Annotated in this window: 11 protein-coding genes and 1 pseudogene; all 12 read left to right on the top strand. The window is 57.2% G+C overall.

Translation table 11 applies throughout. The annotated features are described in order from the left end of the window. Window positions 1-674: 674 nt before the first annotated feature. The 12 genes and pseudogenes from BLL42_RS28685 to tssG all read left to right on the top strand — a co-directional run bounded on the left by BLL42_RS28685 (window position 675) and on the right by tssG (window position 15,067). Window positions 675-1,193 (top strand): Hcp family type VI secretion system effector, encoded by a 519-nt coding sequence (locus tag BLL42_RS28685; protein WP_071556069.1) that lies wholly within the window; start codon window positions 675-677, stop codon window positions 1,191-1,193. Window positions 1,194-1,356: 163 nt separating this feature from the next. After that, window positions 1,357-3,384 (top strand): type VI secretion system Vgr family protein, encoded by a 2,028-nt coding sequence (locus tag BLL42_RS28680; protein WP_071556157.1) that lies wholly within the window; start codon window positions 1,357-1,359, stop codon window positions 3,382-3,384. Further along, window positions 3,381-4,229 carry a DUF4123 domain-containing protein gene (locus tag BLL42_RS28675; protein WP_071556068.1) on the top strand — a complete coding sequence of 283 codons (849 nt, stop codon included), beginning with the start codon at window positions 3,381-3,383 and terminating at the stop codon, window positions 4,227-4,229. The genes BLL42_RS28680 and BLL42_RS28675 overlap by 4 nt, the downstream gene beginning before the upstream one ends. Then, entirely contained in the window at window positions 4,226-5,020 is a 795-nt protein-coding gene (locus BLL42_RS28670) for a hypothetical protein (RefSeq protein WP_071556067.1), read from the top strand. Before BLL42_RS28675 ends, BLL42_RS28670 begins: the two co-directional genes overlap by 4 nt. Then, on the top strand, window positions 5,017-7,338 hold the full coding sequence (locus BLL42_RS28665; protein WP_071556066.1) for a lipase family protein: 2,322 nt from the start codon (window positions 5,017-5,019) through the stop codon (window positions 7,336-7,338). Before BLL42_RS28670 ends, BLL42_RS28665 begins: the two co-directional genes overlap by 4 nt. Before the next feature lie 542 nt (window positions 7,339-7,880). Beyond that, window positions 7,881-8,030, top strand: a pseudogene (locus BLL42_RS28660) (IS5/IS1182 family transposase); the annotation flags it as partial. Between the two features lie 244 nt (window positions 8,031-8,274). Continuing rightward, window positions 8,275-9,831, top strand: a complete 1,557-nt coding sequence (tssA, locus tag BLL42_RS28655; RefSeq protein ID WP_071556065.1) for a type VI secretion system protein TssA — start codon at window positions 8,275-8,277, stop codon at window positions 9,829-9,831. A gap of 32 nt (window positions 9,832-9,863) precedes the next feature. Then, a complete protein-coding gene (gene tssB / locus BLL42_RS28650) occupies window positions 9,864-10,367 on the top strand; it encodes a type VI secretion system contractile sheath small subunit (RefSeq protein ID WP_003229587.1) in 504 nt (167 codons plus the stop codon). 25 nt (window positions 10,368-10,392) lie between these two features. Continuing rightward, on the top strand, window positions 10,393-11,868 hold the full coding sequence (gene tssC / locus BLL42_RS28645) for a type VI secretion system contractile sheath large subunit (RefSeq protein WP_071556064.1): 1,476 nt from the start codon (window positions 10,393-10,395) through the stop codon (window positions 11,866-11,868). A 13-nt stretch (window positions 11,869-11,881) separates the two neighbouring features. Further along, window positions 11,882-12,295 (top strand): type VI secretion system baseplate subunit TssE, encoded by a 414-nt coding sequence (gene tssE / locus BLL42_RS28640; protein WP_071556063.1) that lies wholly within the window; start codon window positions 11,882-11,884, stop codon window positions 12,293-12,295. 13 nt (window positions 12,296-12,308) lie between these two features. Then, complete coding sequence (gene tssF / locus BLL42_RS28635; protein WP_071556156.1) at window positions 12,309-14,096, top strand: type VI secretion system baseplate subunit TssF; 1,788 nt, start codon at window positions 12,309-12,311, stop codon at window positions 14,094-14,096. Then, entirely contained in the window at window positions 14,060-15,067 is a 1,008-nt protein-coding gene (tssG, locus tag BLL42_RS28630) for a type VI secretion system baseplate subunit TssG (RefSeq protein WP_071556062.1), read from the top strand. Before tssF ends, tssG begins: the two co-directional genes overlap by 37 nt. Window positions 15,068-15,074: the final 7 nt, after the last annotated feature.

Below are 15,074 nucleotides of genomic sequence, written 5' to 3'. Positions count from 1 at the left end.
CTACCTTGAAAAACGCCGCTTTATACGAAGCCGGAAGTGGGACTAGGTCTTGGGGAAATCAAATTATGGCTTTGGCGAGGCCAAAACGTCGGCTTCAATCGATCAGCAGACCGGAAACTGTTTGGAAATACTGTAAGCGGGCTGCCAGCGTACGAAAGCTGTTGAGGGGAGTCGCGATCATCGAGGTTGCCTTGCGGAGACAGAAACGCCCGTTGAGCTCGGTGCTCAACGGGCGTGATGGTTGGGGCATTTCAGGCCGCGAGTTGCAGGGCTGCATCCAGCGCACGTTGCTTAATTTACGCCCCCTGGCCGAACTAGGAGGAGTCCATATCGTGATTTTACGAGGGCGTTTTTTCATGCATTTCAGGCAGGTTTTTATCCAATAAATCGAGGAAAGACCCTCACAACGCCTTGATTGTTGCCACAACTTTTTAAAGAAGGCCTATCGCCATAGTGCGCAACTTCTTGCGCAGTGCTGCGCAAGAAGTTGCGCACTTTGTAGGTGATCTGCGCAAGAAGTTGCGCAGTTTAAAAATGAGTTTGATCGTGAAAATAACTCCATCTCATTGTTATTAAACGATATTTTAAGAGTGGCACGAACCTTGATCTGTTAAGTCAGGCCTTGGCAGGCAATTCGGCCTGTCAAGTCCTCTTTTTCAGCAAGGAGTGTCACCATGGCTACACCTGCCTACATGTCCATCACCGGCACCAAACAAGGCTTGATTACTGCTGGCGCCTTTACCGCCGATTCGGTGGGCAACACCTACCAGGAAGGTCACGAAGACCAGGTGATGGTCCAGGGTTTCAGCCACGAAGTGATCATCCCGCGTGACCCGCAGTCCGGCCAGCCGACCGGTCAACGCGTGCACAAACCAGTGGTCATCACCAAGGTCTTCGACAAAGCCTCGCCGCTTCTGCTGGCTGCCCTGACTTCCGGCGAGCGTTTGAGCGAAATCACTATTCAGTGGTACCGCACTTCGGCTGCTGGCACCCAAGAGCACTACTACACCACCAAACTTGAAGACGCGATCATCGTCGACATCAAGGACTACATGCACAACTGCCAGGACCCGGCAAACGCCCACTTCACCCATCTGGAAGACGTGCACTTCACCTACCGCAAGATCACTTGGACCCACGAAGTCTGCGGCACTTCCGGTTCCGATGACTGGCGCACCCCGGTCGCCGGCTAAACCTGAGCGATCCGCCTCGGCCCGCGCCCGTCGTGACAGCGTCGGGTGCTGTGCATGACTGAGCCGTTCAGCCATGCGTGGTGATGTCCTGTGCCGCTTATCAGTGGCTCAGGGCCTGGCGTTCATTTTCAACGGTTTCTTTCTCTCGCCCAAGGACACGCTTATGTTCGCCCCGGCCAATACCGCGCAGTTCGATCTGCTGATTCCTACGGTGCGCCATGACTTTAAAGTGCTGGCCTTTCGTGGCGCGGAAGTCATCAGCAGTCTTTATGCGATCCACATTGAGCTGGTCAGCGAGCGCCCCGATATCGATCTGGAGAGTCTGCTCAGTCAGCCGGCGTTTCTGCGTTTTGGTCTCGATGGCGAAGGCCTGCATGGGCGTATCGAAGACGTGTGGGTGGGCGATGCCGGTCCACGCTTGACCCGTTACCACCTGACCCTGGTCCCGGCCCTGCATTACTTGCAGTTCAGTCACCAGCAACGGATTTTCCAGCAACTGACCGTTCCCCAAATCATCGCTCAGGTCCTCAAAGGCCACGGCATCCTGGCCGATGCCTATACCTTTCATGTCAGCAGCAGCCCCGCGCGCGAGTACTGCACCCAATACGGGGAAAGCGATTTCCAGTTCGTCCAGCGGCTGTGCAGTGAGGAGGGTATCGCCTGGCACCATCAGCACAACCCAGACGGGCATTATCTGGCCTTCACCGACGATCAGACCTTTTTCCCCACCCTCGGGACCACGCCGTACCAGCAGGGCAGTGGTCAGGTGGCCGATCATCCGGTGGTCCGGCGTTTCAGTCAGCGTTTCAGTACGCGTACCAGCCAGGTCACCCGCCGCGATTACGACTTCACTCGACCCAGCCTGTTGCTGGAGAGTCAGTTCAGCGCCGAGTTCAGTCCTGTGCTGGAGGATTACCGTTCGCCGCTGCTGATCGACAATGAGCGGCGCGGTCGGCAGCTGGCCCGGCAGGCCCTGGAGCGGCACCGTGCCGACTACCAACTGGCCGAGGGCAAAAGTGATCAGCCGAACCTGCGCAGCGGGCATTTTTTCACGCTGAGCGAGCACCCGCGTCCGTCGTGTAACGCCCTGTGGTTATTGCTGAATGTGGAGCACGAAGGCAAGCAGCCGCAGGTGCTGGAGGAGGCGATCACCAGCGAGGTAAAACCTGAAGACGGCTTTACCCAAGGGTACCGCAATAGTTTCAGCGCCATTCCTTGGGACGTGTTTTACCGTCCACCGTTGGTCACGCGCCCGGCAGTACTCGTTAGTCAAACGGCGCGTGTGACGGGGCCAGCAGGAGAAGAAATCTTTTGCGATGAGTACGGGCGGGTGAAGGTCGAGTTTCACTGGGATCGCGCCGAACTGGGCAGCGACAAGAGCAGTTGCTGGCTACGAGTATCCTCCAGTTGGGCCGGAGAAAACTTTGGTGCGGTGACCATTCCGCGCATCGGTATGGAAGTGGTGGTGACCTACCTGGAAGGTAATCCCGACCATCCGTTAATTACCGGCTGTGTGCCCAACACATTGAGGCCGGTGCCGTACCCGTTGCCGGCGAACAAGACCAAAACCGTGTTGCGCAGCCACAGCTCGCCCAGTTCAGGTGGTTTTAACGAGCTGATGATCGAGGACCGCGCCGGTCAGGAAAAAATCTACCTGCGCGCCGAGCGTGACTTCGAACAACTGATCCGCAACAACAGCACCAGCGAGATCGACAACGACCGCGCTGAGCAGGTCGGGCGCAACAGCACCAGCCTGATCAAGGGCGATGAAACCCACACCACCGACGGTCAACGTAACACCGTGATTGGTGGAAACGAGCTGATCTCCATCACTGGCAACAGCAGTACCACGGCGGATGGGACGTTGGTGATTCAGGCCGGGCCTCAGGTGCATGTCACCGCCAGCAATGTGGTGCTCGATGCGGGCATGAGCCTGACATTGCAGGCCGGTGGTCAGCACATCGTGATCAGTGCCGGGGGCATCTTCAGCAGTGTACCCATTGTGTTGGGTGGTGCGCCCGTGCCCGGTATGGCGCCACTACAAGCAACAGAGGCGCTGGCTAGTGAGCTGCCCGCCATCATCCTGAGTCCGCTATCCCTCGTTTTAGAGGCTCAGCAAAAAGCGACTGACTACTGCCCGCTCTGCGAGGCTTGTCGCGATGGCCTGTGCAGTATTGGAGATAACGCATGAGCACGTTGGAGCAGTGGCTACACGACCAGTCCGCGACAGGGCGGCGCTTTTATCTGGTGCTGGACTCTCTCGGGCAGCTAGATGATCGCAATGCGTTGGTCAGCGAGTTGGGGGCTCAGCGCTACCGTAACCTGTACATCGGTACACCCGCTGAGCCGTTGGCGAAAAATGGGCCGTACCTGTTTGAACTCGATTCGTTTGATCTCCCGACGCTCCGGAGCTTGATAGCTTCGCCAGAGCGCAACTGGGGTTGGCTGGCTAGCGCAGAAAACGCCGACCTTGATGTGTTGAGCACCCATTGGCGCGAACGCCTAGTGACGGGCGAACGCCCCCATCAAGCCGTCTATCGTTTCCACGATAACCGCGTGTTCGCACGTGCGCTGGCCTACCTGCAACCTGAGCAGGTTCCGGAGTATCTCGGATCAATGGCCAGCGTATGTTATTGGCAGGTTGAGCAATGGACGATCACTGACAATCCCGCGCCCGGTCAGTACCCGTCGCCAGCAGCCCCCGCCTGGTGCCATACCCCTACGCCAGAAGCCACATTCAAGAGCATACAGTTCGACAATACGCGCCGTTACCTGGTCCGCGAACACACCGATAAGTTGCTCGATCTGGCCCAACAGCAAGGCATTGATACCTGGCTACGCGGCCAGCTCGACCTAGCGCACACCTGGGGCTGGCAGGAACCCGACAGCATTCATTTTTTGCTGACACAAAGTTTGCTCGCGCCGGACTACGCCCCACCAAAAACCTGGCTACCCCAGCCAAACGAAACCCCGGCGATGCACTTTGACCGGGTTTATCAGGAAACACTGTATTGGCAGGGAGATGCCCCCGTATGAACCGCGTCATTCACCGTTTCATTCTCGGCAGTTGCCTGGCCCTGGCTGTTGGCTGCTCAGCCGTTGGAAAGTCCAACACTTTTATTTTTACCGCCGACCTGCCACCGGGCTTTGCCTATGTGGCGACGGTGACCTACGTGCCCGTTTGGGGCCAATCCTGCAACCTGGGCAAGCGCGACAACCTGAAACCGCAGTTCAACCGCGAATGGCGAACTGAATACAAACCTGATGCGCAGATCGAAATACGCCGCACCCGCAAAGGTTGCGACTTGGTGCTGGACAGCATTCAACTCGACATCAACGCGAGTTACGGTAAGGATCGAAGTGATTTCAGTGGTGACTCCGGATTTATCGCGGTGCGGGATTATCTCGATTCTCACGACAAGGGCACCTTCAATGCTGCTGGCGAAAGTCAGTTTTCCGGGCAGTGTCAGTGGTTTTTCCGCACGATTGGCCCTCAGCGTTACATCACCAAAATTCTCTACTGCAAAAACACCGACGCTCAGGGCAATGTCACCAAAGGTCGTCCGTTTGCCGCGTACACCCTCGATCAGCTACCGGGCAAAACCGTGAAGCTGAAGATCAAGCTGGCTGATGAAGAAGAACCCTACATGGGCGATACCTGGGTCAAGGTGCCTGGAGGTTGGAAACGTTGTATGGGCGAAAATTTTGAAGACCAGGACGCATTCTGCTTCGGTAATTACAAAGACTTCAGCACCTTCAAAATGCCCGATGGTCGCAACTGCAGCATTTACCCAGGCTGCACCGAAAACAAGGAGGTGACCCCATGAGCCTTGCTCCCCTGAAAGACAGTGACAAGCCGTCCTTTGACGGTCGTATCCATACCTGCCCACTGCGCGGGCACTCGACCAGTTTTCAATTGGTGGATGAATTGGGGGACGGCAAGCCCTATGCAGGCTTGGCGTATGTGGTCACCGACTACGAAGACGTTGTCTACACCGGCAAGCTGGACGCCACCGGCTCCGGCAAGGTGGACAATCATTATTGTGGCCCGGTAGTGTTGAAACTAAATCAGCCTTACGAAGGGCAAGACAAGACATATGTGCGTTTAAAAGAACGAAAGCATTACCCCCTGCCAATCACCGAACTGCAAGTACGGGCCGAGAGAACTCGCTTTCGACATAAATCAGGAGTACGGACCCACTCCAATCCAGCCAGGGGCAAAGACGACAACTACTATCAGGTTGAGGTACGTGAGCTGGTGGAGTTCGACGCGCACTTGCCGCCGCTGGTTAAAAGAAACCACGCCCCAAATTCCCATGTTTTCTCGTTGTTTCGGCAAGAGTCCCAGGTAATAAGCTCCAAGGTCCAGCAGACCGGTTTTCTGGATGGCGGGAAGAACCAAATCGTCACGCCAAACGACTTGGCCATGGCGGCGTTGGGGTTTGCACCGCCTGCACGCCCACCACGGGGCATTGCCCTGATGCCGAGCCGACGCACCGTGCTGGAGGTGCGTCCGCTGCGCGCCTTGCGCCCAATGCTCTCACCGAGCAATGATTTCTGCGCGCTCAACCTCTACCAACTGGCGCTGATGTCGACCCTGAGTTACAGCGACTTTGGCCAGCAACCCATCTCACACCCGGTAGAAACCGACAGCGTGAGCTTTCCCTTGCAGCCGAGCATTGGTAATTGGTTTGGTGACGCTCTGCCAAAATTTGACGAGCTTTGGCAGGTGGATGCGGCGCAGGCCGGGGGGAAAGCCTATTACCCCTTGTATGAGGAGGTGCCGTACTCCAAACGCCTGGAAGTGGTGCCCTTCGACCCAGAACTGTACTCGGAAGTGAATAGCCCAAGCCTGGGTAAAAAACAGGAAAACCCGGCCAGTATTCACTGTTTTGATGACAGCGCAGCTGACGATGGCACCGATACCCAAGCCTTCATTACCCACCACGATACGCTGATGTTGATCTCGATCCGGGGCACCGCCGGTGGGGCGGATGCCCTGCGCGACATGGATGCGACCCAAGTGCCCTTCAAACAAGGGGTTGGCAAAGTGCATAACGGATTTTATGGTGCGGCCAAGGTGGCCTTTGATTTTGCAATCCGTTACCTAGAAAAATTTTACAGCGGACAAAAACTGGTCATCACCGGGCACAGTCTGGGCGGCGCGATAGCCCTGATAGTGTCTGAAATGCTACGACGTGATAAACGGTATGCAGCAGACATTGTGCTTTACACCTACGGTGCCCCACGAGCAGGTGACAAAGTATTCGTCGAGGGGGCTAAGCCCCTGATGCACCACCGCATAGTCAACCACAACGACCCGGTGCCAAGCGTCCCATCGACATGGATGAATACATCCACCCAGTGGGAGTACATCGCACAGGGTGTCGTTACGGTACTGAACCCGGCTGTTGGGGTGTCATGGTTTGTGTTGGGCATGATAAACATCCTCGGCGAGCCCTACACTCACCACGGTACGCTACGACACTTTATGCCGGTCTACTTTAATACAGGTGTGAAGTCCTCGATCCTCTGGAAGCCAGGTTGCAGCACCATCAACGACCACGGCTGTGCCGTAGCGCTGAAGGCAACTGACGGCCTGCCGGAGCGCGGCACATTCTTGCGACAAGTATTTGATAATGCCGACCACAAAATGGTCGTCAGCTACATTCCAAACTGCTGGGCCAGCCTACGCCGCTGGCAGGAAGCTCTGGATTCTAATTGTTCGCTGGTTACTGGTGATGAGTTTAATCAGGTAGATGAGGCATTAAAGAATGCCAAGCGGCAATTGCTCACCTTAGAGAGCCGCCTGACTGCAAGCTCTGACAGATATAAAGATACGAAAGCAGCGGAAAAGGCCGCTCTCCAACAAGAATACGACAACATAGAAACCACGCGGACGCGACTGGGCACATTACGGGGTGACCGTATCAGTGAGGCTGATGTGTATGGTTTGTTCGCAGGATTGCCCGAACTGATTGAGGACGATTTGCCTCGTTGGAAAGCTCACGCGGAGAACAGAAGGCAGGAACAGCTGGCAATGGCCCCGCCAGCAGCCGACGATGATGATCGGGCGATAGCAGTAATTACGGGAGGGCACACTGTGGGAGCCCCATATCTGTTGGATATCGATTCGATGGCCTAGCACTTACCGCTCCGCAGGCGATCATCGCCCAACTACTGTCCATCGTCGGCGCCAGCAAACAACATGATGCCGCGGACTACTGCGCTCTTTGTGACGCAAGGCTCTTGCTGTCTTGATAGGGGAATTCGGCAGTTGCAATCACGATAATGAAAAGTACGAACAACGCGCTAGCGTAATAATCGCGATTTGCAGGCATTTCCTGCGCGATTTACAGGAAAATCCTGCATCTATTTATGCTGCAAGTCTTAAGCTTGAGCGCTTTCGGGAGGGGGCCGGTTGCTGGCCGCACAGGACAGTGATTACTCGCTGTATGACATGAAGAAAATCGCACCAGACTTATTGTTTTGGTAAATCATCGTTTTTCATCGCCCGGCTCAGCGTAATTCATTCAAATTCACAGCGGGTGCTGGAGGTGTATGGCCTAATTGACTGGTACTGAACTGTGTGCCTGCTGAAAGCCACGCACCATTGGAGACCTACTCATGAGCACCCGCTTGATAACAACTCGACGTATTTTTCGCGTGTTCAAGGTTGAGCATTGATTCCGGGGGATCAAGCGTCAGTTTGGTTATACGAAATAGCGTTTCCGTGGTTTGGTTAAAAACACTGCTCGGCAGACCGCACGGTTTGCCTTGTCGAACCTGTGGATGATGCGAAAACGGCTGTTGAATGCAGGCGAGATACGCCTGTGATGTGGGAAATAAGATCTAAAAATGTGCAAGTTAGCCGTGAATTTAGGTTGGCGGGGGGGCAATCTAATTTTCGATAGAGTCTGAATTTTTTGAACCTCAAGCAATGGCCGTTAAAAACTGCTGCTTACTTCAGACCTTCCTTAAGGATGGAATGAGTGTGGGGGCAGGTCATCTCGGGATGAGGTCATTATCAGGACTGTTAATGGCTTTCCTCAACATACCAATGTTAGTCAAGGGTCCGTAAGTGTCCTATTCATGCCAGCTATCGACTTACTACCTTGAGCTCGCGACGTCTGCTATTTGCCCGCAGCAGTTTGCAGGTGAGGACGTTCGATTTTCGAGCGAGTTCGAAGCGCTGGAAAGTGAGCTGGCGAAAGCCTCGTCCATGCATGAAAGCGGTCAGATCGACTGGCTGAAAATCAGTGAAAACAGCGAAAACCTGCTGCGAACCCAATCCAAGGATTTGCGGGTTGCGGCCTGGTTGACCTGGGCGTTGTATCAGCGTGAATCCTTTCCGGGTCTTCTGGCTGGCTGTGCTCTTCTGCAGCATCTGTGCGAGCAGCATTGGGCACAAATTCACCCGGCAAAGCTGCGTACCCGGGCTGCTGCCATCGGCTGGTTGGTGCCTCGTCTTGAGCACATACTGAGCGAGCACATCGCGATCAAGGAGCAGTTGCCGTTGTTTCGGCGTTTGGTGGGACATCTGGAAGGGCTCGATGCGGCACTTACCGAACATCTAGGTAGTGATGCGCCAATGCTGTTGCCGCTTTGCCGGCGCTTGAGCAGCATGGTGCAGCGCGCTGCCGACAACCAGGCAGAACCCGGTGTGGTGGGTGCGGCCATGGCGCAGATCAAACAAGCCGCCACGCAATTATTCAGCGCTGACGCCCCTATCGACAACGAAAAGGAAGCCCACAAGGCCCTGCGCGCTCAACAAGAGAGCGCGCGACCGTTGTGTGCCTGGTGGCTCAAACAGAAAGCCACCGATCTGCGCGCCTTGCGCCTCAACCGCACGTTGCTGTGGTTACCCATCGACGCCGTCCCCGAGCGCAATGCCGAACAAATCACCGTGCTGCGCGGCTTGCCGGCAGACAAGCTCAAGGTCTATCAGGACCGTTACAACCAAGCCCAATACGCCGATCTGCTGGTGGAGCTGGAGGCGAGTCTGGCGAAGGCACCGTTCTGGTTCGATGGCCAGAGAATGGTCTGGGAGTGCCTTCAAGGGCTGGACGCCGAAATGGCAATGCGCGAAGTGGAAATCCACTTCGCGCTTTTGGTTCAGCGTCTGCCTGGCATCATCGAATTGCGTTTCCATGACGGCGCGCCGTTCGCCGATCCGGCCACCCGCGCCTGGATCAGCGCCAACGTCATGCCGCACCTGCAAAGCGCCAGTGCGCCGCGTAAGGTCGAAGTCGCCGACACTCAGTCGGCCTGGGAGCTGGCGCTGAAAGAGGTCATGCCGATTCTGCGCAAGGACGGCCTTAAGGCCGCCGTGCAGGTTCTCAAGCAGGGCTTGCAAGCCGCACAGGGCGGACGCGTACGTTTCTTCTGGCAGTTCGCTTTGGCTCGACTGTGCTTCATGGCCAAAAAGTACGAACTTGCCAAGACCCAATTAGAAACACTCGACCAAACATTACAGGACTCAGGCCTGAACGTCTGGGAGCCCGATCTTGTGCTGGAAGTGCTGCATTTACTGCATAGCTGTTGCGAGTTGTTACCGCAGAACCATTCCGTACGTGAACGCAAGGAAGAGATTTATCGCAGGCTGTGCCACCTCGACCTCGAAGTGGTACTCGAATAGGCCCCAGGGCCACAACCGCAAGGAGAAAAGCCATGGCCAAAGAAGGCTCGGTAGCCCCCAAGGAACGTATCAACGTCACCTTCAAACCCGCCACCGGCGGTGCTCAGGAAGAGATTGAACTGCCGCTGAAGCTGCTGGCAATCGGTGACTACACCCACCGCAAGGACGATCGCAAAATCGAAGATCGCAAGCCGATCAGCATCGACAAGATGACCTTCGACGAAGTGTTGGCCAAGCAAGAACTGGGTCTGACGCTGAGCGTGCCGAACCGTCTACAGGAAGATGGCGAGGCCGACGAGCTGGCTGTGCAACTGCGCGTCAATTCGATGAAGGACTTCAACCCGGCCAGCCTGGTCGAGCAAGTGCCTGAGCTGAAAAAACTGATGGAACTGCGCGATGCGCTGGTGGCCCTCAAAGGCCCGCTGGGTAACGCACCTGCGTTCCGTAAAGCCATCGAAGGCGTGCTCGCCGACGACGAATCCCGCGGTCGCGTCCTCGGTGAGCTGGGCCTGAACGCCGCAGCCCCGGACGCCTGAGACTCTAGCCAAGGAAGCCAACACAATGAGCACTAGCGCAGCACAGCAAAAGAGCAAAGAGAGCGGCGAATACAGCATTCTCGACAGCATCATCGCCGAAACCCGCCTGACCCCGGACGACGAAGCCTACGACATCGCCAAACGGGGGGTGTCGGCGTTCATCGAAGAACTGCTCAAGCCGCAGAACAAGGGTGAGCCGGTTAAAAAGGCCATGGTTGACCGCATGATCGCCGAGATCGATGCCAAGCTCAGCCGTCAGATGGACGAAATCCTCCATCACCCGGACTTCCAGGCCCTAGAATCCTCGTGGCGTGGTCTGCAGCTGCTGGTCGACCGCACCAACTTCCGCGAAAACATCAAGATCGAAATCCTCAACGTCTCCAAAGACGACCTGCTGGACGATTTCGAAGATTCGCCGGAAGTCATGCAGTCGGGTTTGTACAAGCACATTTACACCGCTGAATACGGCCAGTTCGGTGGTCAGCCTGTGGGCGCGATCATCGCCAACTACTTCATGTCGCCAAACTCGCCAGACGTAAAGCTGATGCAGTACGTGGCCAGCGTTGCGTGCATGTCCCACGCGCCGTTTATTGCCGCCGCCGGCCCGAAATTCTTCGGCTTAGAAAGCTTCACCGGCCTGCCGGACCTGAAGGATCTGAAAGATCACTTTGAAGGCCCGCAATTCGCCAAATGGCAGAGCTTCCGCGAGTCGGAAGACTCCCGCTACGTTGGCCTGACCGTACCGCGTTTCTTGCTGCGTAACCCGTACGACCCGGAAGAAAACCCGGTTAAATCGTTCGTGTACAAAGAAACCGTCGCCAACAGCCACGAGCACTACCTGTGGGGCAACACCGCCTACGCGTTCGGCACCAAGCTGACTGACAGCTTCGCCAAATTCCGCTGGTGCCCGAACATCATCGGCCCGCAAAGCGGTGGCGCAGTGGAAGACCTGCCGTTGCACCACTTCGAAAGCATGGGCGAAATCGAAACCAAGATCCCTACCGAGGTTCTGGTTAGCGACCGTCGTGAATACGAACTGGCCGAGGAAGGCTTCATCTCCCTGACCATGCGTAAAGGCTCCGACAACGCGGCGTTCTTCTCCGCAAGCTCAGTGCAGAAGCCAAAGTTCTTCGGCATCAGCGCAGAAGGCAAGGCGGCAGAGCTGAACTACAAGCTCGGCACCCAACTGCCGTACATGATGATCGTCAACCGCCTGGCTCACTACTTGAAAGTGCTGCAGCGCGAGCAACTCGGTTCGTGGAAAGAACGTACCGACCTCGAACTGGAACTCAACAAGTGGATCCGCCAGTACGTGGCCGACCAGGAAAACCCGAGCGCAGAAGTCCGTGGCCGTCGTCCACTGCGCGCTGCGCAAGTGACCGTCAGCGACGTTGAAGGCGAGCCGGGCTGGTACCGCGTGAGCCTGAACGTGCGCCCGCACTTCAAGTACATGGGTGCCGATTTCACCCTGTCGCTGGTTGGCAAGCTGGACAAAGAGTAAGCGGAGCTAACTCATGACTGCATACGGCAGCCTTTTCGAACGCCTGGGTGGCGACGCGGACAAACGCGTCGGCTGGAGCCGTGAGGTCTCCGCCATGGCGTCCGTGGCTGCCCATCTGGCCAAGATGCTCAGCACCCGTGCGGGCAGCGTGCAAACGCTGTCCGACTACGGGCTACCCGATCTCAATGACATGCGTATGAGCCTGCACGACTCCCTGAGTCAGGCCCGTCTGGCCATCGAAAAGTTCATCGAAGCCTACGAGCCACGCCTGAGCGCTGTGCGTGTCATTTCCCTGCCGCGTGATCACGATCAGCTTCGCCTGTCCTTCAGTATCGAAGGCCTGCTGGAAGTTGAGGGTTTCAAGCGCCAGGTCAGTTTCGCCGCGTGCCTAGACGGCAGCGGTCAAGTCAACGTCAGCCAACGATAAACAGGTATTGCGCGTGTCCTTTAACCACTACTACCAAAGCGAACTCACCGCACTTCGCCAGTTAGGTCGTCGATTCGCCGAGCGTAGCCCGGCATTGGCGCCTTTCCTCGGCCAGGCCGGCCGGGATCCGGACGTGGAGCGGTTGCTGGAGGGGTTTGCGTTCCTGACCGGTCGGCTGCGCCAAAAGCTCGACGACGAACTGCCGGAGCTCAGCCATTCCCTGATGCACCTGCTGTGGCCCAACTACATGCGGCCATTGCCGGCGTTCAGCATTTTGCAGTTCGATCCGCTCAAGCGTTCCGGCCCGGCGCTGAAGGTCGATCGTGATACACCGATTGAAAGCGTGCCGATTGAAGACGTGCGTTGCCGTTTCCGCACGTGCTACCCGACCGAAGTCCAGGCGCTGGATCTGGCCGCGCTGACCTACTCGGTGAAAGGGGACGGCTCGCTGCTGAGCCTGCGACTGGAGATGAGTGCCGACGGCCACCTCGGTGAGCTGGAATTGAGCCGCTTGCGCCTGCACTTCGCCGGCGAGCGTTACATCAGCCAGATGCTGTACCTGAGCCTGCTGCGCAATCTGGAAGGCATCGAGCTGATCCCGCTGGACGGCGCCGGCAAACCAATCCCCGGCGCGAACGGCACGCCGATGGCGTTCAAGATGCCCGGCGACCGCGTGCGGCCGGTGGGTTTTGCTGAAGAAGAAGCGTTGATCCCGTATCCGCTGAACACCTTCCGTGGCTATCGATACTTGCAGGAATACTTCGCCTTCCAGGACAAATTCCTCTTCGTTGATATCAACGGTCTGGACCTGCTCAAAGCCCTGCCGGAAGACACGCTCAAGCAAATGCGCGGCCTCGAATTGCGCTTCGACATTCGCAAGAGCGGCATCATGCGGATGCGTCCGACCCTGGATAACGTGAAGCTCTACTGCACGCCTATCGTCAACCTGTTCAAGCACGACGCCTTGCCGATCCGCCTCGACGGCAAGCAGGACGAATACCTGCTGCTGCCGGCGGAATATGATCTGGAAAACTGCGGTGTGTTCTCGGTGGAAACCGTCACTGGCTGGAAGCCCGGCGGCCTCGGTTACCAAGAGTACGTGCCATTCGAGTCCTTCGAGCACGACCCGAGTTTCGACGTGCCCAATAGCCGTCCGCACTACAGCATTCGCCAGCGTTCTTCGCTGTTGCACGACGGTCTCGACACCTACCTGAGTTTCGGCATCCGCCACACCGAAGCCCACGAAACCCTATCGATCGAGCTGATGTGCACCAACCAGAACCTGCCGCGCAAGCTCAAGCTCGGTGACATCTGCATGGCCTGCGAAGAGACGCCGGAGTTCTTGAGTTTTCGCAACATCACCCCGGCCACTTCGAGTTTTGCACCGCCGCTGAACCGTGACTTCCTGTGGAAGCTGATCAGCAACATGTCGCTTAACTATCTGTCACTGGCCGACGTCAATGCGTTGAAGGTGATTCTGGAAACCTACGACCTGCCGCGCTACTACGACCAACACGCTGAAAAAGTCAGCAAGCGTCTGCTTGGTGGGCTCAAGTCGATCAAGCACCAACACGTCGACCGACTGCACCGAGGGTTGCCGGTTCGCGGGTTGCGCACCGAGCTGACCATTGACCCGGAAGGGTATATCGGCGAGGGCGACCTGTTCGTTTTCGCCTCGGTTCTTAACGAGTTTTTCGCGCTTTACGCCAGTCTCAATTCGTACCACGAACTGCGGGTAAAAAGCACACAGGGAGAGGTGTACCAATGGACACCACGTATGGGCCTTCAGCCGCTTCTTTAAGCGGACTGACCCGAGGAATACGCGAGTACTCGCTGTTTCAGGCCGTGCTGCTGGTGGTTGACCGGCTGCGCGAGGCACACCCGCACCTGAGCGAAGACGATCTGTACGACCACGTGGAGTTCCAGGCCAACCCGAGCCTGGGCTTTCCGCGCAGCGACGTCGATCGTGTGGAGTTTTTCGAAGAGCACGGGCAGATGCGCGCGCGCATGCGTTTCAACCTGATCGGCCTGGTCGGTTCCGGTTCGCCGCTGCCGGCGTTCTACGGCGAACAGGCGTTGGGCGACAGCGAGGACGGCAACCCGACCCGCAACTTCCTCGATCTGTTTCACCATCGCCTGCAACGGCTGATGCTGCCGATCTGGCGCAAATACCGCTACCGCGCAAGCTTTCAGAGTGGTGCGCTCGACCCGTTCTCGGCGCAGCTGTTTGCCCTGATCGGCCTCGGTGGCGAGGAGATCCGCCGGGCCCAGGAACTGAACTGGAAACGCCTGCTGCCGTACCTCGGTTTGCTCAGCTTGCGGGCGCACTCGGCGGCGCTGATCGAAGCGGTGTTGCGTTACTACTTCAAGCACGCCGAACTGACCATCGAGCAGTGCATCGAGCGCCGCGTGGAGATTCTCGACGAGCAGCGCAATCGTCTGGGCCGCGCCAACAGCCTGCTCGGCGAAGACCTGGTGCTGGGCGAACACGTGCGCGACCGCAGCGGCAAATTCCGCATTCACATCCGCGAGCTCGACTGGCAACGCTTTCACGAATTCCTGCCGATCGGTTTCGGCTACCAGCCGTTGTGCGCGCTGGTGCGCTTCACCCTGCGTGACCCGCTCGACTACGACATTCGCCTGGTGTTGCGCCAGGAAGAAATCCGCGAACTGCGCATCGGTGAGCAGAACGCCTGTCGCCTCGGATGGACCAGTTGGCTGGGCCGCGAAAAAGCGGACGGCGTGGTGACCCTGGGCAGCAAAATTCATTAAGGACAGA

Source organism: Pseudomonas frederiksbergensis (assembly GCF_001874645.1).
Classification (GTDB): Bacteria; Pseudomonadota; Gammaproteobacteria; order Pseudomonadales; family Pseudomonadaceae; genus Aquipseudomonas; species Aquipseudomonas frederiksbergensis_B.
Note: the sequence above shows the minus strand (reverse complement) of the source record. Positions and strands in the feature narration are given on the sequence as shown.